Origin of the sequence: Lysinibacillus sp. UBA6686 (assembly GCF_002455205.1) — a bacterium.
In the GTDB taxonomy this organism is placed as follows: domain Bacteria; phylum Bacillota; class Bacilli; order Bacillales_A; family Planococcaceae; genus Lysinibacillus; species Lysinibacillus pakistanensis.
Map to the genome: position 1 here is coordinate 146,289 of NZ_DKJS01000045.1, position 18,316 is coordinate 164,604.

An 18,316-nucleotide genomic window follows, 5' to 3' on the forward strand; every position below is an offset into this window, starting at 1 on the left:
TCACGGATTTTCAAAGGAATGAATTGTGCGCGCACAATTCAAAATCCAGACGCAATTACGCCAAGGCGAAATTGATCCAGTGTCACGGATGTTTTGCGAACATTCAAAGAAGTTTGTATTTAATATAGGGCATATATTTAATATTGCTCAGAGATTATATCTACACAAACAAAGATAAGGTGGAAAGCATGGCAAGAGGTAGAAAGATTAATTCGAATGGTGAACGGAGTAAACAATTATTGCTTGAAAAAGCGATGGAGCTATTTTCTATGAAAGGCTATCATGAGACAAAAATAAGTGATATTGTAAAAGCAGCCAATGTCACACAGCCTACTTTTTATTTATATTTTGAAAGTAAGGATTCTCTCTATAACGATCTGAATAGAAGATTTTTATATGAATTTGATCAAATCATGAATAAATCATCAGGGCAAGTTGAAAAGGGATTCGCAGGCTTTATAAGAGCATTAGAGCAAAAAATAACGCTGATCTTTATCTACATAATCGAAAATCCAACTTTAACGAAAATAGGCTTTTTAGAATCGACCCAGTCACATTTAGTTAAATCTCAACTTTCAGAGCATTTTCTTCATCTTATAAATCTATATGATTGTATGCATATATTACAATCTTATAAAGTTGATAGTCTAATAATGGTAGATAGTTTTGTGGGGTCTTTAGAGCGGTTAATAGTCACCCATTTGTTTGAACAAAAAAAACAGCCAGTTGATTTAGCAAAAGATGTGATTCATTTATATTTTTTGAGAGATTATTCTGGAAATACATAAAAAAATTCGCCTCATCTATAAATAAAAAGAGATGAGGCGGATTTTTAGTTTTTCACTGAAATATGCAAGTATATTCCTTTTTGAAGCTTACTGCCTGTTTGTTGCTGAACAGACGGATGTACAAGAAGCATATATTCCTGTCCGCTGTTTAGTGGTTGGGATGGCGTCACAAGTAATGAATGGCCATCAACCTTAGTATTGGTCGGTACCTCATCACCACCTAAAGCAACAAGTTGTACACTGCCATCAGCGATTTTAGATGTGAGCGCTTGTGAAAATATCACCGTAAATGTTTTAGTATTTGCTACATTTTTTAAGCTTGTAAGCTCTTTGTAATCCTTATATTGTTCCTTTAGTGCGTCATAATGAGCCTGGAAAATAGGTGCTGTCTTTGTCGTGATGTTTGGCTTGACCCCTACTTCATTTATTGTTTGACCTAAGGGACCTGTAAATTTCCCTACAGTTAGCTTTAAATAGCTACCATCGTGAAGTTCAAAAAAGCCTTGCATAGCTCCTTTTCCATAGGTTGTTTCCCCATACAAAATAACAGCTTGTTGATCTTGTAAAGAAGCGGCTAGCATCTCAGAAGCACTTGCACTATAACGATTAACTAGAATACGTGTATTCGCAGGAAACTTTTCGTTTTGGCGGACTGCTCGAACTTCATAAGAGGCATGTGCTTCCTCAAGTAAATAGGCGATTTTTGCATTTGAGAAAAGGCCCGTAATTTCCTCTGCCGTTTCTACATAGCCACCACCATTGTTTTGTAAATCTAAAATAAAGGAAGTTGCACCTCGCTGCTTTAATTGAATAAGTGCATCTTTTACAAGTTTCGCCCCATCCTCTGAGAAAGAAGACATGGCAATATAACCAACATCTCCGAATAATAATTCCGATTCCACATTCGGTAGGGTGAATTTTTTTCTTGTAATAGATTTTGTGGAAGTCTTGCCATCTGCATTTTGCAATGTGATATCGACCTTAGTACCTTCATCGCCAACTAATAGGGATGAGGCTTCTTGGGTAGAGCGTCCTACAATAGATTGACCGTTAATTTCGGTAATGATGTCACCAGCGATGACACCAGCTTCAGAAGCACCGCTATTGTCAATTACCTGTAAAATATGAATACCATCCTCATGTTCCTCAATGATAACGCCAATACCAATTGTTGCTAGGTTAATGCTATTCATAAATTCTTCAAATTCCTGTTTCGTAAAATACGTGGAATAAGGGTCTAACATATCAATCATTTCGGGAATTGTTTTTGCGTTTTGCAAATCACCTTTAATCGTACCAACATAATTTTCTTTAATAATTTCTTTGATTTCCTTGACAAGCGGCTGTTCATTGCTAGCTGCTTGCGTGTTGGTAAATGGAATGATGAAAAAACTTAACATAAATATGAAAGACCACACTATTTTTTTCATAGGACACCTCTTTTCTAATACTATTAGTATACATGAATTTCCATATAACCGCGAATAGGAAAGAGGCATTTTAGTAGTACGGGAGAGATTCTATTTTTTAAGAATTTTATGAATTATTAAACCAATAAAAGCACCTATTAATGCGGGTACAAGCCATCCAAGATTTTGCTCATACAAAGGTAGAATTTTTAAGATTCTCTCGTATAGTGATATTTTTATATCCATTTCCTTGAAACCATCATACAAGCTAACAAAAAATGTTGGAATTAATGCTAGAATGTAAACAATTTGTCCACCTTTATAGAAGTTATCGAAAAGTGATAATACCATTAACACCATTGCCAATGGATAGATCATTAATAAAACTGGCAGAGATGCACTAATAATTGTGGAAAGACCAACGTTTGTAATTGCTGTACTAAAAATAGTGAAAACGATTAGGAATGTTTTATATGAGATTCTTGGGAATAACTTGTTAAAATATTGAGCATTTGCAGTAAGTAAACCTACCGCTGTCGATATACAGGCTAGTAAAATAGTAATAGATAGAATTACGTTTCCTAGTCTACCAAATAGTGCTTCTGCTGATTTTGCAATAATATTTCCGCCATTATCCAAGGCACCGATTGCATCAATACTAGTGTTTCCAATATGGCCAAGTGAGATGTAAACAAATGATAAACCAAGAGCAGCTACAACGCCTGCAAATACTGTTGTATTGACCTGCTTTCTCCTATCGTACATACCCATGCCCTGCAATGCTTGCAAGATAACGATACCGAAAACAAGCGCACTTAGTACATCCATTGTTAAATAACCTTGTACAAAGCCTTCAGCAAAAGGGGTTACTGTGTATTTTCCAACAGCATTGCCTGCTTCACCCATTGGCGAAATAAAGCTTTTAACTGCTAATAATAAAATAACAGCCAAGAGTGCTGGTGTTAGTATTTTACCTACTCGATCTACAAGCTTTGAAGGATTGATGGCTAAATAGAGTATTAAAGCAAAAAATAAGACAGAGGTGATGAATAGCGGTGCCCAATGATCTATTGCTGCCTCTGGAAGAAAAGGGACAATCCCTATTTCATACGATACGGATCCTGTCCGTGGAACAGCGAAAAATGGCCCAATCGCTAAATAAACAATGGACGTAAAAATAACGCCAAATGTAGGGCTCACACGGTTAGCGAGCAATTGCAAGTCGCCACCCGCTTTTGCCACAGCTACTATTGCAAGTAAAGGTAAACCAACACCTGTTATTAAAAATCCAATCATTGCTGTTAGGATATGCTCTCCAGCCTGTTGACCTAATAACGGTGGAAAAATTATATTCCCAGCTCCTAAGAACAAGGCAAATAGAAGTAAACCCACTGCTAAATTTTCTTTGATGAAAAGCATGATGTTTTTCATAAAATTTAAAACTCCTTTAAAATTGAAAAAATAAAACTTTCTAAAAATTTTAAATACAGAAGTGTATGTTACCATATGAAGTCTAATCTTGCAATTATAATACTATTGTAATATAGTCGGAATCTGTCATTTCCTATAAGTTTGATAGATTGTTTGAAAAATAGTCAGTATTTCCGATTTCTGAACAATTAAATATCTAGTATGATAGACACACAAGGAATTATTTTAGCATGAACGGAGGCAATTGGGTATGCAAAAATCAAAAAAGTGGAGAATCCTTGCTTTAAGTACTATCGCTACTTCATTTTTCGCATTACAGACTGCAGAAGCAGCAACTTATACTGTACAAAAAGGGGATACCCTATCTAAAATCGCCCAAAACCATCAAGTAACGATACAAGATATCAAAACATGGAATAATCTAACGAAGGATACGATTTATGTAGCCCAAAAACTAGAGGTTACAAAGCAACCTTCGAATCAAGAAGTGAAACCATCAAATCCATCGACATCGACAACAAAACCAGTAACACCATCAAAGCCTATTAGTACTTCCTACACGGTCGTTAAAGGTGACACATTATCCAAAATTGCTAAGCAATATAATGTGACACTAAAAGAGCTAAAGGATTGGAACGAATTAACAACAGATGCTATTTACATTGGACAAGTATTAAAGGTGTCTCCTGTTGCATCCATCCCTGAGGGTGAAACAATACATAATAATGTGACTTCAAATACGGGAACGCCTTCAAAGGTAACGACAAAGGATCCAACATTGAGTGGACAAGCTATCTATAAGAAAACAATTGAGGTAGCTAATTTGTTGGTAGGGACACCCTATCTTTACGGTGGTAATACTCCTGAGGGGCTTGACTGTAGTGGCTTTATTTTCTATGCCTTTAATCAAAGTGGGTTGAAAATTGGAAGAGATAGTAGTGAAGGGTATTTTTATGGAAATACATCACATGTAAAGACCCCAGTAGCTGGAGATTTAGTATTTTTTGAGAACACATATAAAGAAGGAATATCCCATATGGGTATTTATCTTGGGAATAATAAATTTGTCCATGCAGGAACAGATGGAGTTGAAATTTCTGATGTGACATACTCTTACTGGTCAAGCAGATTGGTCGCTTATAAACGATTTGATCTATTGAAGTAAAAAAATCCTCTTATTCTTTGCTGAAAGAATAAGAGGTTTTTTGCTTTTTATTGCGTTACGCGTGCTGTCCAGCGGGAAAGATCTGCACCTTTTGGATTGACTAGCTGTGGTGGGAAAATGAATGTCCATGGCTTTGTAGAGTTAGGCTGAACAGTTAAAACAGGGTCCATATTAAAGGAGCCTTTAGCGATTTGTTTACCTCTGGCATCAATTATTTCTAAAGGAAGCTGTTCAAGATTAATAGCTTTACTATGGCCATTACGAATAAAGATAGAGACGTTTAAACTTCCGTTGTTAGCAAACTTGGCTTGGAGTCCAGTAAAATTGACTTCTGTTTCGCCTAGCTTTGGCAATGTTTTGACGATTTTAGCAAGCTCTTCTTTTTGTGCATCTGGCAATTGTTTTTCCCATGTTGGGTCTAATTCTAGCTGATGTTCACGTAATGATACTAGATTAAAAGCTAATTTCCAGCCTTCTTCAGGTATTTCATCGACTTTGATTGTTGATTTTTCAAATTCAAATACCCATGGGCGAGCACTTTCAGCAGGGATTGTACCCAGTGCCTTAAAGTCGAACCTTTTCGTTGCTACTAGCTCATCATTTTTATCCATGATGAATAGCTCAATTTCACCTAGTTCAATTTCTTCAGCTAATGAAGAACGGAAAAATGCACGTACTAACCATTTCCCAGTACGTGGGTCTGGATCAATACTAATAGAAGAAAGAGATAATTGGTTAGGCTTAAGCGGCTCTAGTTCATTTGCAAGGAAGTTAAAGATATATTTCTGCTCTTGCGGAACATCCCAATCTGGATGAAATGACAATTTCGTTTCAACATCTCGATCATCGTCTGTATTTTCTACCTTAATATTTTCTAGTAAATCTTTAGAATCAATTGTATTTTCTTGTCCAAGCTTATCGGACTTTTTAAAGAATGAGAATAGACCCATTATTGTTGTACCTCCTGTTCAGTTTCAATCATTTTCATAAAGCCTGTGATTTCAATAATTATAGAACGACGTAATTCTTGGAAGTTTTTAGCGAATAGCTCTAAACCTTCACGCTGATAGATACGCATAGGATCTTCTTGTTGATAATGGCGTAAACCAATACCTTCTTTTAAGTGTGCCATTGCCTCTAAATGTTTTACCCAGCCACTATCTAAATAACTCAGCATTACTTGAGGAATGATTGCAATAACTCGGTCGTTTTCTGCGAATTTTTCCATTTTTGCTGTTAGCTCATCTACGGGTTTTTGTAGTGAATCTAGAATTGGGATCACCTTTCCAACCTCTCTATCGATTGTGATAGGTGTAAGGAATAGACTGTTTAATGTTTTTTCCATACCATCATAATCCCATTCAGTTGAAGGTAATTCCTCTGGTGAAGCATCACGTACTGCAAAATCTACTGTTTCGTAGAACATTTGCTTCAATTGTTCTAATAAATCCTCGCCAGCTAAAATTTTGTCACGTAGACCGTAAATAACTGTACGCTGATCATTAATAACATCATCCAATTTTAAATTGTATTCTCGCATTCCGTATTGGGAGCCTTCAACAATTCGTTGTGTGCGGTTAATAAGCTCTTGTACATCTTTGTTTTGGATAATACCTTTTTCATCAACAACCATTTTTGCAGAGAATTTTTCAACTTCTTCTTTTGCGTAACGTCGGAACATATCATCTTCAATAGAGAGAATGAAGCGGCTTTCACCAACATCACCTTGACGACCTGAGCGGCCACGAAGCTGATTATCTACACGACGGCTTTCATGCTTTTCAGTACCGATAACATATAAGCCGCCAAGCTCATGTACTTCTTCACCTAGCACAATATCTGTACCACGTCCGGCCATATTTGTCGCTACTGTAATACGTCCTTTTTGACCTGCTTGAGAAATAAGTTCAACCTCTTGCTCAACTGTTTTTGCGTTAAGCAATTGGAATGATAAGCCTTCTTTTTTCAAGTAATCAGCAACTGTTTCAGACTGTAAAATAGATGTTGTACCAATTAAGACAGGTTGTCCCTTCTCATGGCGTTGTTTTGCTTCAGCTGCCACGTATTTATATTTCTCTTCCTGTGTGCTAAATATAATATCAGGCTTATCGACACGTTGGCGTGGACGGTTTGTAGGAATTTGAATAACTTCCATGCCGTACACTTCTCGTATTTCTTTTTCTTGTGTTTTCGCTGTACCCGTCATCCCAGAAAGCTTCGGATACATGCGGAAATAGTTTTGAATCGTTATTTGTGCTTGTGCTTTGTTTTCTTCAGTAATCGTCACACCTTCTTTAGCTTCAATGGCCTGATGTAAGCCATCCGAAAGCGAGCGACCTTCTAAAATACGACCAGTGAACATATCTACAAGCTCGATTTTGTCATCTTTAACAATGTAATCAACATCACGCTTGAACATGACATGAGCACGCACAGCTTGGATAACATAATGATAAAGTGTTTGGTGTTCAAGATCATATAAATTCTCAACATTGAAGGCAGCCTCAACCTTCTCAATGCCCTTGTCTGTTAATGAAGTAGCCTTTGTTTCATCATCAAAGTCATAATCTACTTCAGCTTTGAAACGTTTCGCAAGCATAGAGGCAATACGATGTAGTTCATCATTCGCAGCCATTTTTCCAGCAATAATGAGTGGCGTTTTTGCCTCATCAATTAGTACACTATCTACTTCATCAATAATGGCAAAGTGATAAGGACGTTGAACTTTCTCTGCTAAGCTATGAGCCATGTTGTCACGTAAGTAGTCAAAACCAAATTCAGTCCCGACTCCATAAGTGATATCTGCATTATATGCTTCTTTTTTTGCATCTGGCTCCATCATTGGAACGTTTAAACCAACTGATAAGCCAAGGTATCGATGAATTTGGCCAACTAGTTCATAGTCGCGCTTCGCCAAATAATCATTCACGGTGATGACATGAACACCTTTTCCTTCTAATGCACGTACATAGGAAGGAAGGGAGGCGACAAGCGTCTTACCTTCACCTGTAGGCATTTCTGCAATATTGCCTTCCGTTAAAACAAGGCCGCCAATAAGTTGTACATCGAAATGACGCATACCTAATACACGTTTTGAGGCTTCGCGTACAACAGCAAATGCTTCTGGGATGATTGATGTAATCGGTTCGCCTTGTTCTAAACGATTCTTGAAAACAACAGTCATTTCTTTTAATTCTGCATCTGACTTGTTGACATATTTTTCTTCAAGATTATTAATTTGATCTACTATTTTATAGTAGCGTTTTAATTGACGAGCACTAGTTTGCTCATCGTTACGTTTAAAAATTGAGAACATGAAATATACGCTCCTTTTAGGTTGTCTAAATGCTAGACACTTCATTATTCTATCAAATTTTACGAATGGTGACTACATTTGACATACAGTAATCTACCATATTAAAAGTAAGGAATAATTTTTGTGAATTGGTGGAAAATAAATAGAAAAAGTATATTTCGTTGCCGGTTCGTGCTATAATCAATTTGGATTCCAATGTAGATTATTTTTTGAGGAGGAGAGACATGATTTACGTGTCTTTAATAGTAGCATTTGTTGCTTCCATATTGTTAACTCCACTAGTTAAACGATTAGCGTTCAGAATAGGTGCGGTTGATGCACCAAACTATCGAAAAGTTCATGCACGAATTATGCCAAGACTTGGCGGATTGGCGATTTTCCTTGCTTTTTTAATAGGTGTTGCCATACTGTATCCTTATTTAACTTCAAACGGTGTACTACCATGGAATGTTAGTAAATATAGTTTATTGGCTATCATAATTGGTGCCTGTATTATTGTAGCAACAGGTGTTATAGATGATATGCGTGAGATTTCTGCAAAGGCCAAAATGCTAGGTCAGCTTGCAGCAGCACTTATTATTATTTTTGTGGGTGGTATTCAAATTGACACAATTAACTTACCATTCGTCGGAGTTTTAGATTTTGGATTACTAAGTATTCCTTTAACAATTTTGTGGATTGTCGGCATTACAAATGCTATAAATTTAATCGATGGCTTAGACGGTCTAGCTGCAGGTGTTTCAACGATTGCCCTTATAACATTAGCAATCATGGCCTTTATTATGAGCAATATGTTTGTTTTGGTTCTTGCGGCTATATTAGCAGTAGCATCATTCGGCTTTTTATTTTATAATTTCCACCCTGCCAAAATCTTTATGGGTGACACAGGAGCACTGTTCCTTGGATTTATGATTTCTGTCCTTGCATTACTTGGATTTAAAAATGTCGCATTCGTGGCTTTAATTATTCCAGTAATCATTTTGGGAGTACCAATTTCTGATACATTCTTTGCAATTGTTCGCCGTGTACGGATGAAGAAGAAATGGTCTGATCCAGATAAATCACACTTACATCACCGTTTACTGGATATGGGCTTCACACATCGCCAAACAGTGCTTATTATTTATGGAATTGCCATGATGTTTGGTTTAGCAGCCATCATTTTCTCCATGGCAAAAGTATGGGGCGCTATTTTACTAATCGCTGTCATCTTAACGGCTCTTGAAATCTTTGTCGAAGTCATTGGACTAGCAGGGAAAAACTACAAACCATTACTGAACTTTGTTCGGATATTTAATAAATAAAATATTAAGCAATCATACATGTTTATGTGTGGTTGCTTTTTTGGTGGTTGAAAATAGCGAAGGTCTAGCTATGAAATTGAATCAAGAAGTAGCCTCGAGGCGTAGAAAAAAACTGCTCTAATAGGGTAATGTTCAGGTCGCGAGGAAAACTGTTGATCAGATAGCGAGGGAAACGACTCAGGTAGAGGGGAAAGCTGCTCAAATCCAGTTGGGAATTGCTCAGGTAGCGGGGAAAATTGCTCAGGTCCGGTTGGGAATTGCTCAGGTAGTAAGGAAAACTGCTCAGGTTCAGTTGGGAATTGCTCAGGTAGTAAGGAAAACTGCTCAGCACCAAGTGGAAATCGCTCGGTAGGTGAGGAAACTGCTCAGGGATAGATAAAAACCGCTAGGATTGCCAAAATCAAAGCCCCTATAACCCAAGATAGCGAGATACAATGAATCGACACAAAACAAAAGTATCTCATATAAAAAGCCTTTCCACAAAATATCGTGGAAAGGCTCTTATTTTAGTTATTGGGCGTTTCTATTATCTGCTTCCTCATCTCCAGCCGCGTTCACTTTATCATGATTATTATTCGTTAAGCTAGAGGACGTTTTATTAGCATCAAGATGGTTGTTAAGTATTTCAGATACTTCATCAACCGATTGCTGATTTAATTGATAGTAATAAACACCAGTAGACATATCATCAACACCATCTAATGTTAAAGAATCAATACGCGGCATGCCTTGTGTTAAATAGGATAGGAATGACTTCATTTCAGTAAATGTCATATTGGTCTTCATGTTATCACCCAGTGCTCTAATAACATCATCGTATTTTGTAATGGAGCTAACAGAAGAAACTTTATTGATAATGGCTGTTAATATTTCTTGCTGACGTTTGCCACGTTCAATATCACTATCCTGCTTACGTGTTCTAGCTAGAGCTAGAGCTTGGCTACCATTTAAATGCTGTAGACCAGGCTGTAAATTAATAGAATTTCGGTCGAATTCATCCTTTTCGTGTAGCTTATATGGTACTTCCGCTTCGATGCCACCTAATGCATCCACCACATCGATAAAGGCATTAAAATTCATACGAACATAATAATCGATAGGAACATTTAATAGTTTTTCTACTGTATCGATTGTTGCCAGTGTGCCGCCGTATGCATGAGCATGAGTAATTTTATCCTCATAGCCTACTTTTGGGATAAAAACATACGAATCACGAGGAATGCTTAACATTTTAATCGTTTTTGTTTTATTGTTTAGTGTTGCTAAAATAAGTGCGTCGGAACGAGATTTATCAGAACCTTGACCTCGGTTTTCACTATCATCAACACCGACAAACAAGATGGATACATTATCATGTACAGGCTCTACTTTTTCTTCTCGCAGTGTAGAAACATCTCGACCTTCTAATACTTCAAGTGCTGAATTTGCTGCATGCTCCGCTTGCTTTGTGATATAAACACCATAAGCTGATACGCAAATTAGTAAACTAGCCACAAGAAGAAGGGCAACTTTTATTATTAAAGAAGTTTTAGAGCGCTTCTTGTTTTTATTTTTTATTCTATTTTTCATATTTAGTATATTCTCCTCTGAATTTTGGGAATAATAGAGCGATGAAACTAGTTTTTTATCAAAGAACCTAAAAGAATGTATGATTGATAAAATAGCTCAATATTAAAATTATACTATGGATATTAAGCTTTCGACAATTAAAACTATTTATTTCACAACAAATTCGATAAATCTAGCTTCTTCAAAAGAAATATTCGCCTGCCCATTTGTCATTTCTGTTACCCAGTTTCGGAACTGTTCTTCCTCTTCTTTTAGCACAGATACAATAATTTCTACGCCTTCCAAATATCGAATTTCTTCTAACGTATACGAAGAACCTCGAATTTCGTTTTCTACTTTACCTAGCCAAGTATAGTCTATGGCAATTTTCATAAAATGATGAAGTTTGCGCTCAACAACCTGTGCAGCAAGTAATCCTTCTGTTGTTGCTTTACCGTATGCACGAATAAGACCGCCACCGCCAAGTTTTATGCCTCCAAAGTAACGAGTAACCACAACGACTGTATCCTTTAAGCCCTGTTTCTTTAGGACCTCTAACATAGGGACGCCAGCTGTACCACTAGGTTCCCCGTCATCATTCGCTTTTTGAATATGATCATGCTCACCAATTAGATAAGCAGAGCAATTATGTGTCGCATTATGGTGCAATTTTTTTATGCGATCAATAAAAGAAATTGCATCCTCTTCCGTTTCTGCACGTTCTATATAAGTAAGGAAGCGTGATTTAGAAATTACAATTTCGCTTTCTCCATATCCTTTTACAGTTAAATAATTTTCTCTCATATGTGACATTCTCCTTTAATCTAGGGTTTTATTCTATAATTTTCATGAAGAAAAAGCATTAATTTTTATCATTGTGATGCTATAATAGGTGTAGACTGTAGAATATATGAAATTGGTCTATTAGAATAGTAAGTAATCATAAGACATTAGACTGGGGAGTACACTATGTTTTCAAATGATACCTTCGATTTAAAGTCGCTTGATGACGTATTTAATCGAATGTTAGAAACAATCATGAGCTCTAAAGATGATATCTTTATTATAAGTGAACAAAGCCGAAGAAGCTTTGAAGATATGCAAAAAGAGCTAGAAATTGTTAGAAAACAAATTTCAATTATCATTGATGAAGGCGATGCTTTAGAAAAAAGTACACAGCTTGCAAAGCAAAGACTTGTGTTAGTGAGTAAAGCTTTTGATAATTATACCGAAGAACAAGTTAGAGATGCATATGAAACTGCGCATGATTTTCAAGTAAAGCTCTCCGTTATTAAAACACAAGAAAAGCAGCTACGTGATAAAAGAGATGATCTCGAGAGAAGATTGAGAGGTTTACTCGATACGATAGAACGTGCAGATCATATTGTCAATCAAGTAAATGTCGTTTTGAATTACTTAACGTCAGACTTAAAGAATGTTGGACTAGCGCTTGAGCAAGCAAAGATGAAGCAAGACTTTGGTATACGTATTATCGCTGCGCAGGAAGAAGAGCGTAAACGTTTATCAAGAGAAATTCATGATGGACCTGCTCAAATGCTGGCAAATGTATTAATGCGTACGGATTTAATTGAAAGAACATACCGTGAAAAGGGTATTGAATATGCTTTGGCTGAAATTGCCGATTTAAAGAAAACCGTGCGTAATGCATTATCCGAGGTACGACGTATCATCTATGATTTAAGACCAATGGCACTTGATGATCTTGGAATTGTTCCGACATTAAAAAAGTATTTATCGACAGTGACAGAATACAATCCTGGTGTTGAAATTCATTTCCAATCGAGCAGCACTGAAAAGCGTATACCTTCTAATTATGAAGTCTCTATTTTCCGATTAGTGCAGGAATGTGTCACTAATGCCATGAAACACGGAAAATGTAAGGATATTTGGGTGAAACTTGAGTGGCTGAGAAATGCCGTAAATATTGTCGTCAAGGATGATGGGATAGGGTTTGACCCACAAGTAGTGAAAGACCATTCATTTGGGATTTTAGGAATGCGAGAGCGTATCGAAATACTGGATGGTACAATCTCAATTAAAAGTGAAATAAACCGCGGCACTACGGTACTATTTAAAATTCCGTTAGAAGTCGAATAAAAGTAATTGTTGTAGAAATCTAGGGGGTAAAGACAAATGACGAAGATTATTATTGTAGACGATCACCAGCTATTCCGTGAAGGAGTAAAACGTATTTTAGATTTTGAAGATACGTTTGATGTAGTAGCAGAAGGTGATGATGGCACGGATGTGGTATCCTTATACGCTGATAACCAACCAGATGTTGTACTAATGGATATTAATATGCCAGGCAAAAATGGAGTAGAGGCTACAGCGGAGTTAATTAATGAATTCCCTGATGCAAAGGTAATTATGCTTTCTATCCATGATGATGAAACTTATGTAACACATGCACTTAAATCAGGTGCTCTTGGCTATATGCTAAAAGAGATGGATGCGGATGAAATCGTTGAAGCAATTAAGGTAGTAGCAAACGGTGGATCTTATTTACATCCGAAAGTTACTAAAAATTTAGTAGCAGAATTCCGCCGCCTTTCTGAGCATGAAAATAAAGGAAACTTCCATCAAGCAGAAATTCGCCGTCCATTCCACTTATTAACAAAGCGTGAGTGTGAAGTATTACAGTTATTAACAGATGGTCAATCAAACCGTACAATTGGTGAAACACTGTTTATCTCTGAAAAAACTGTTAAAAACCATGTTTCTAGTATATTACAAAAAATGAATGTCAACGACCGTACACAAGCCGTTGTTACTGCCATTAAAAACGGCTGGGTAGAAGTACGATAATTGCATAGCATTACTATAAAAGCTGTTTTAAAAAATTACTTAATAGTAATTTTTAAAGCAGTTTTTATTTATCTGTATTTAAAATGAAGCGTCAGGTACAAGACTAGATTTGAGCTAAGTAAAAAAATATAAGTGGGATATGAAGAAAACCCAATTGAAGTTTCACCTTATGAGGTACTTCTTCTTGATGAAAAGTGTCACAATTTATTGAAGAGAGCGTTTAAATAGTGCAACATTTTAAAGTTATGAGCGTCATATGAAAGATGTAGCACCTAAATGTTGAAAATACACAACAAAATTCCTACGACAGCATTTATATGCTACAATATGCGCGGGAGGTTTTTGGATGTTAAAGAAAAGTATTCTAGCAGTTTTTACCTTATTAATACTAACTGCCTGTGGTAATAAAAATGAAGATATGAGTGCGGAAGAACGCGCAAAAGTTATAGAGGATGGAACTGTTGGTTTTGAAATGATGGGTGAAAATGTAGAGAAAGCTACAAATGTCCCAGCAGAAGAAGAAAAAGCCATTTTAGGGGCATTCGATGAATATATTGCTGCTTTAAATGCAGAAGAAATCGAACGTTATATGCAAACAATATCGAAAAATCCAAAGGGCTTTAAATATGATGAAGAAGAGGCTTACGCAACTGAGGCATTCGACCAATTTGATATTACCCGTGATGTTGAAAATGTCACAATTGCAAAATATGGTGATGGAGAAGCACAGGTTTTTGCTAATATAAGGATGCATTCCTTACAAGTTGAAACAAATATAGAACATGAAAGTGCGGGTCGTCAGGTAACGGTCTTTGTTAAAGAAGATAATCACTGGAAGGTAACGAGCGTCTTTTATATCGGAGATGACACGAAATCAACTACAGGAAAATAGCGAGGAGGAATATCTTCATTTTTATTCTACAAAGAAAGAACTGAGTGAAGATATCCTCTAAAGTAAGAATCTGACTATACATAGAAAATGAATGTGAAATGGATGCTAGTCCTCTAGCAAAAATCTAGAATAACGGAAAGTAAATCTTGCTTCCTATTCAAAATCGGACGGGTTTACATATGACCGTAATTCATTTCACATTCATTTCTTTTTAATGTAAACTATGAAGAATAGGAGAGTGGACATGGATGAGGACGGCAATCGTAACAGATAGTACGGCATATATTACACCTGAAGAACGAGCACGCTTAAACATTCATATGATTCCGTTAAGTGTAAATATCTCAGGACAATTATTTGCTGAGGAAGTAGATATCACAGCATCTGAGTTTTATGATAAGGTGCGTGGGGCGAAAGAATTCCCTAAAACAACACAGCCTCCAATTGGAGAGTTTGCCACTCTCTTTGAAGAGCTTGCAAAAGATTATGATGCGGTTATATCTATTCATTTATCGAGTGGCATTAGCGGGACCTATCAAGGTGCAGTTCAAGCTGGAGAAATGGTGGAAGACATTGACGTTTATACTTTTGATAGTGAAATATCCTGTGCCGTACAAGGCTTTTATGTATTACGAGCAGCTGAAATGGCAGCACAAGGTTTTTCAGCAAAAGAAATACTTGCTACATTGGCGGACATGAAGCAGTATATTCGTGCTTACTTCATTGTAGATGACTTAGCTCACTTACAGCGTGGGGGACGTTTATCTTCAGCGGCAGCATTAATTGGGGGCTTATTGCAAGTAAAGCCTGTTCTGCATTTCGTAGACAAGGTTATTGTCCCTTTTGAAAAAATTCGCACACGTAAAAAGGCATTAAAACGTGCAGAGGATTTGTTAGCCGAAGATGCGAGAAAATATCAAGCGATGGATGCGGTTGTGATTCATGGTAATTGCCAACGCGAGGCAGAAGAATGGCTAGCACAATTAGCGTCAACCTACCCAAACGTGAACTTTACATTAAGCTATTTCGGTCCTGTTATTGGTACGCACTTAGGTGAGGGCTCTATGGGACTTGGTTGGACAAAAAAATAACTTAGATCAAACAGTCTCTACATAATATTTGTAGGGGCTGTTTTTTATCTTCATTCAGCAGAAGATCCACACCTCTACAGTGGAGAGATGAATGCGGTTTTGGTTTCTTTTCAGTGGGCGAAGATAAAGCCTCCGGCGGATGTCACGGATTTTCAAAGGAATGAACAAAAGGATGTTACCCTAAAATCTTCGCATCCTGCGAAAACGGCTAACTGACCTGCATCGTGCAGGCCTAGGCACAATTCAAAATCCGGACGCGCCAAGGCGAAATTGATTTCGTATCGAAAGGAGCAAAAAAATGAAATATAGAGGTTGGATATTACCACCTGCTTTGAGGGGTTTTCATGAAGGACGTATTTGGCTTAAGGAGCATTCACCGTTTCCAAAAGATCATATCGATAGGGTCATTGAATGCAATTACTTCCATATAATAGAAGGAATCCAAAAAGAGCCACATTTAAAATGCAATCGTTGTCATAATCAAGACCCCTGGCAATTTACAATGTTTGATTGCTCAAAATGCGAGCAATTGTGTATTTATTGTAGACATTGTCTTCAAATGGGAAGAGTAAGTAGCTGTACAGAGTTACTTATCTGGATAGGCCCCCGTGCAATTAGATCAAGAAAGCACCCACTGAAATGGGCTGGCCAATTTACAGATCTTCAACAGCGAGCGGCAAATGAAATACTAGAAAGCATAAAAGCAAAACGCTCTCATCTATTAGCGGCGGTATGTGGTGCAGGAAAAACAGAGTTACTTTTCCCATCAGTTCATTATGCATTAGAGCAAGGCCTGCGTGTATGCATTGCAACACCACGGACTGATGTAGTACTAGAATTATTTCCTCGCTTTCAAACGGCTTTCCCTAGCACAATTATCCATGCTTTATATGGCGGAGCACCAAAGCAGCAAGGCTATGCGCAGCTTGTACTAGCAACTACTCATCAGCTTTATCGCTTTGAGCAAGCGTTTGATGTGATGATTGTAGATGAGGCAGATGCTTTTCCATATACATTTGATGAAACCTTACAAAGAGCTGTAAAAAAAGCAAAAAAGAAAGATGCCCCAATAGTATTTGTCACTGCAACACCTTCTCAAAAGCTACTTCATCAGTATCGAAATAACAGTTACTCCTTCATTCCAAAACGTTATCATAATTATCCATTGCCTGTTCCAAGTTTTTGTTCTTTATGGAACTATGAAAAATGCTTTAAAAGAGGAAAAATCCCAGACAAACTAAAACAATGGACTGAAGAGCGTCTTGTACAAAATGAGCCCTTTCTAATATTCTTTCCAAAGGTAGAGTTAATGAAAGTAGCTGCATCACTTTTTCAGGCGTTAGATGCCAGCATTACTACAGTCCATGCTGATGATCCTGATCGTAAAGAAAAGGTTCTTAAGCTGCGTAATGAAGAAGTTAGAGGATTGTTGACAACCACTATTCTTGAGCGAGGAATTACGATAAAGAATGTGCAGGTGGCGGTCGTTGGGGCTGAATCCGCCATCTTTAATTCTAGCGCACTTATACAAATAGCTGGACGAGCTGGACGTCATGTTGAATTTGCAAATGGTGATATTGTATTTTTTCATCATGGTATTACGGTTGAAATGGATGATGCACGAACGAAAATTCTGGCTTATAATAAGGAAGGCTTTCCTCAATGAATAAAATAGATACACATTGCTTATTATGTGCAAAGCTATTAAAGGATCCCATCTCATGGACAACTCTATTAACCAAACGATTTCAACCAACTATATGTGAAAAATGCTCAGCACGCTTTGGAAATTCCCAATCAGCAACGGCTCTTTATCAATATAATAATGCTATGAAGGAATATTTACATCAGTATAAATTCCTTCAGGATGTCGCACTGGCAAAAGTATTTCGACAAGAGCTTTATAATCGCTTCAAACGTGAAAAAGCTACTATTATTCCAATCCCTATGCACCCTCTCAAACAAAAAGAGCGTACCTTCTCGCATATGGAGGAGCTATTAAAAGCTGCGAATATCCCATATATTCAACTATTAGAAAAAACGACAACTGAAACGCAAAGTGCCAAAAATAGAGAGGAACGCATGCAAGTGGCCCCGCTATTTTGTCTAAAAGAAGGGGCTTACGTAGAGCATAAAGAATATCTCCTTTTTGACGATATAAAAACTACTGGAACTACTTTACAACATGCCACTGAGATTTTAGTAAATGCTGGTGCCAAAAGTGTCCAATGCTTCACATTAATTAATAGATGAAAATGCTAATGCATCATGTATAATAGAAAACGAGTATAGAAGAAATCGCAGATAACTGTTATTTATCTTCATTCAGCAGATGTTTTTTGTATCGAAAGCATAGCGGCAGATGTTTTATGCTCGTAAGCGTAGCGGCAGATACAGAAAACACCCACCTCTACAAGTGGGGAGATGAATGCGTTTTGGTTCCTTTTCAGTGGGTGTCCAAACACCTACTGAATGAAGATAATGCCCCCGGCGGATGTCACGGATTTTCAAAGGAATGAATTGTGCAGGCACAATTCAAAATC

15 protein-coding genes are annotated in these 18,316 nt (G+C 37.1%); 9 read left to right on the forward strand and 6 right to left on the reverse strand.

All coding sequences use genetic code 11. The features are described 5' to 3' along the window. Window positions 1-188 precede the first annotated feature (188 nt). Window positions 189-788 (forward strand): TetR/AcrR family transcriptional regulator, encoded by a 600-nt coding sequence (locus B2R82_RS11955; RefSeq protein ID WP_286925075.1) that lies wholly within the window; start codon window positions 189-191, stop codon window positions 786-788. A gap of 44 nt (window positions 789-832) precedes the next feature. Here B2R82_RS11955 and B2R82_RS11960 read toward each other — a convergent pair whose 3' ends face one another. Both B2R82_RS11960 and brnQ read right to left on the reverse strand, forming a co-directional pair. Continuing rightward, a complete protein-coding gene (locus B2R82_RS11960) occupies window positions 833-2,218 on the reverse strand; it encodes a S41 family peptidase (protein WP_286925076.1) in 1,386 nt (461 codons plus the stop codon). A gap of 90 nt (window positions 2,219-2,308) precedes the next feature. Continuing rightward, window positions 2,309-3,628, reverse strand: a complete 1,320-nt coding sequence (gene brnQ, locus B2R82_RS11965; protein WP_286925077.1) for a branched-chain amino acid transport system II carrier protein — start codon at window positions 3,626-3,628, stop codon at window positions 2,309-2,311. A gap of 250 nt (window positions 3,629-3,878) precedes the next feature. On the opposite strand from brnQ, the gene B2R82_RS11970 reads away from it, so the two are divergent. Continuing rightward, window positions 3,879-4,793, forward strand: coding sequence for a LysM peptidoglycan-binding domain-containing protein (locus tag B2R82_RS11970; protein WP_286925078.1), 915 nt, complete (start codon window positions 3,879-3,881; stop codon window positions 4,791-4,793). A 47-nt stretch (window positions 4,794-4,840) separates the two neighbouring features. Here B2R82_RS11970 and B2R82_RS11975 read toward each other — a convergent pair whose 3' ends face one another. Both B2R82_RS11975 and secA2 read right to left on the reverse strand, forming a co-directional pair. Further along, window positions 4,841-5,743, reverse strand: coding sequence for an accessory Sec system S-layer assembly protein (locus B2R82_RS11975; RefSeq protein WP_054770184.1), 903 nt, complete (start codon window positions 5,741-5,743; stop codon window positions 4,841-4,843). Further along, entirely contained in the window at window positions 5,743-8,109 is a 2,367-nt protein-coding gene (secA2, locus tag B2R82_RS11980) for an accessory Sec system translocase SecA2 (protein WP_286925079.1), read from the reverse strand. The genes B2R82_RS11975 and secA2 overlap by 1 nt, the downstream gene beginning before the upstream one ends. Before the next feature lie 224 nt (window positions 8,110-8,333). Between secA2 and B2R82_RS11985 the strand changes: the two genes are divergently transcribed. Beyond that, window positions 8,334-9,413: a glycosyltransferase family 4 protein gene (locus B2R82_RS11985; RefSeq protein ID WP_286925080.1), complete on the forward strand. Its 1,080-nt coding sequence runs from the start codon at window positions 8,334-8,336 to the stop codon at window positions 9,411-9,413. Window positions 9,414-9,923: 510 nt separating this feature from the next. On the opposite strand, the gene B2R82_RS11990 is transcribed toward B2R82_RS11985, so the two are convergent. Both B2R82_RS11990 and B2R82_RS11995 read right to left on the reverse strand, forming a co-directional pair. After that, entirely contained in the window at window positions 9,924-10,982 is a 1,059-nt protein-coding gene (locus B2R82_RS11990) for an LCP family protein (RefSeq protein WP_286925081.1), read from the reverse strand. Window positions 10,983-11,129: 147 nt separating this feature from the next. Further along, window positions 11,130-11,765: a YigZ family protein gene (locus B2R82_RS11995; RefSeq protein WP_286925082.1), complete on the reverse strand. Its 636-nt coding sequence runs from the start codon at window positions 11,763-11,765 to the stop codon at window positions 11,130-11,132. A gap of 165 nt (window positions 11,766-11,930) precedes the next feature. Here B2R82_RS11995 and B2R82_RS12000 point away from each other — a divergent pair, with 165 nt between their 5' ends. The 6 genes from B2R82_RS12000 to B2R82_RS12025 all read left to right on the forward strand — a co-directional run bounded on the left by B2R82_RS12000 (window position 11,931) and on the right by B2R82_RS12025 (window position 18,026). Further along, window positions 11,931-13,079: a sensor histidine kinase gene (locus B2R82_RS12000; protein WP_286925083.1), complete on the forward strand. Its 1,149-nt coding sequence runs from the start codon at window positions 11,931-11,933 to the stop codon at window positions 13,077-13,079. A gap of 36 nt (window positions 13,080-13,115) precedes the next feature. Further along, complete coding sequence (locus tag B2R82_RS12005) at window positions 13,116-13,790, forward strand: response regulator transcription factor (RefSeq protein ID WP_054770182.1); 675 nt, start codon at window positions 13,116-13,118, stop codon at window positions 13,788-13,790. 346 nt (window positions 13,791-14,136) lie between these two features. Continuing rightward, on the forward strand, window positions 14,137-14,682 hold the full coding sequence (locus B2R82_RS12010) for a DUF3225 domain-containing protein (protein WP_286925084.1): 546 nt from the start codon (window positions 14,137-14,139) through the stop codon (window positions 14,680-14,682). A gap of 248 nt (window positions 14,683-14,930) precedes the next feature. Beyond that, the gene (locus tag B2R82_RS12015; RefSeq protein ID WP_286925085.1) at window positions 14,931-15,773 is read left to right on the forward strand and encodes a DegV family protein; all 843 of its coding nucleotides are present in this window, start codon (window positions 14,931-14,933) and stop codon (window positions 15,771-15,773) included. A gap of 298 nt (window positions 15,774-16,071) precedes the next feature. Next, window positions 16,072-17,439, forward strand: a complete 1,368-nt coding sequence (locus tag B2R82_RS12020) for a DEAD/DEAH box helicase (RefSeq protein WP_286925086.1) — start codon at window positions 16,072-16,074, stop codon at window positions 17,437-17,439. Beyond that, window positions 17,436-18,026, forward strand: coding sequence for a ComF family protein (locus B2R82_RS12025; RefSeq protein WP_286925087.1), 591 nt, complete (start codon window positions 17,436-17,438; stop codon window positions 18,024-18,026). The genes B2R82_RS12020 and B2R82_RS12025 overlap by 4 nt, the downstream gene beginning before the upstream one ends. The last annotated feature ends 290 nt before the right edge of the window (window positions 18,027-18,316 follow it).

Coding starts and splice junctions, on each gene's coding strand:
- B2R82_RS12025 (WP_286925087.1), top strand. CDS start 17,436: ATGAATAAAATAGATACACATTGCTTATTATGTGCAAAGCTATTAAAG.
- secA2 (WP_286925079.1), bottom strand. CDS start 8,109: ATGTTCTCAATTTTTAAACGTAACGATGAGCAAACTAGTGCTCGTCAA.
- B2R82_RS11970 (WP_286925078.1), top strand. CDS start 3,879: ATGCAAAAATCAAAAAAGTGGAGAATCCTTGCTTTAAGTACTATCGCT.
- B2R82_RS12010 (WP_286925084.1), top strand. CDS start 14,137: ATGTTAAAGAAAAGTATTCTAGCAGTTTTTACCTTATTAATACTAACT.
- B2R82_RS11975 (WP_054770184.1), bottom strand. CDS start 5,743: ATGGGTCTATTCTCATTCTTTAAAAAGTCCGATAAGCTTGGACAAGAA.
- B2R82_RS12020 (WP_286925086.1), top strand. CDS start 16,072: ATGAAATATAGAGGTTGGATATTACCACCTGCTTTGAGGGGTTTTCAT.
- B2R82_RS11985 (WP_286925080.1), top strand. CDS start 8,334: ATGATTTACGTGTCTTTAATAGTAGCATTTGTTGCTTCCATATTGTTA.
- B2R82_RS11955 (WP_286925075.1), top strand. CDS start 189: ATGGCAAGAGGTAGAAAGATTAATTCGAATGGTGAACGGAGTAAACAA.
- brnQ (WP_286925077.1), bottom strand. CDS start 3,628: ATGAAAAACATCATGCTTTTCATCAAAGAAAATTTAGCAGTGGGTTTA.
- B2R82_RS11995 (WP_286925082.1), bottom strand. CDS start 11,765: ATGAGAGAAAATTATTTAACTGTAAAAGGATATGGAGAAAGCGAAATT.
- B2R82_RS12015 (WP_286925085.1), top strand. CDS start 14,931: ATGAGGACGGCAATCGTAACAGATAGTACGGCATATATTACACCTGAA.
- B2R82_RS12000 (WP_286925083.1), top strand. CDS start 11,931: ATGTTTTCAAATGATACCTTCGATTTAAAGTCGCTTGATGACGTATTT.
- B2R82_RS12005 (WP_054770182.1), top strand. CDS start 13,116: ATGACGAAGATTATTATTGTAGACGATCACCAGCTATTCCGTGAAGGA.
- B2R82_RS11960 (WP_286925076.1), bottom strand. CDS start 2,218: ATGAAAAAAATAGTGTGGTCTTTCATATTTATGTTAAGTTTTTTCATC.
- B2R82_RS11990 (WP_286925081.1), bottom strand. CDS start 10,982: ATGAAAAATAGAATAAAAAATAAAAACAAGAAGCGCTCTAAAACTTCT.